Genomic DNA, 716 nt, shown 5'->3' with positions numbered 1-716 from the left:
GGTTCACCCCCCTGCCCGACGGCATGGCCCAACTCGGCGCCACCCTGGACGCCGTGATCGCCAAATCCCTCTACGACTCCCTGGACCTCTGGGCCCGCACCGCCCAACACCAGGGCACCCCCAGCACCGCCACCACCCCCACCGGGCAGCCCTCCCGCTCCCTGAACAACTACCGCGCCGACGCCCACACCGACATCCTCCACCACGCCATCCTCCACCCCGCCGGCACCTGCACCACCTGCACCTGCCCCCACCCCACCGGCGCCGCCGCCACCAATGGTGATCCCGGGACGGCCGCCGGGACCCCGGCCCCGAACATCCGGTTCCGGAGCTGGCCCCCGGCCCGGATCGAAATCCAGGTCCCGGCCCTGACCATGCTGGGCCGCTCCGAGGACCCCGGCCACCTCACCGGCTACGGCCCCATCCCACCCGGGCAGGCCAGAGAATTCGCCGCCGGAGCCCACACCTGGACCCGAATCCTCACCGACCCTGCCACCGACACGCCCCTCAACCTCGCCCGGACCAGCTACCACCCCACCGCTGCGATCGCCGCCACCGTCCGCCACCGCGACCCCGTCTGCACCGGCATCGGCTGCGACCACCCCGCCGCCAGCTGCGAACTAGACCACACCACCCCCTTCTACATGAACCGCTACCGCCCCGACGGCACCCTCGAACCCAAGGGCCAAACCAGCCTCGAAAACCGAAAACCTCCG

1 protein-coding gene is annotated in these 716 nt (G+C 71.9%); it reads left to right on the top strand.

What is annotated here, in order from left to right; all coding sequences use genetic code 11:
* Nucleotides 1–716: DUF222 domain-containing protein (locus AB4Y80_RS16890; RefSeq protein WP_442215493.1), on the top strand; the 716-nt coding region annotated here is incomplete at both ends.

The organism is Specibacter sp. RAF43, from assembly GCF_052114065.1.
Lineage (GTDB): Bacteria > Actinomycetota > Actinomycetes > Actinomycetales > Micrococcaceae > Specibacter.
The sequence above is the reverse complement of the archived record's forward strand: the minus strand, read 5'-3'. Positions and strand labels throughout refer to the sequence as shown.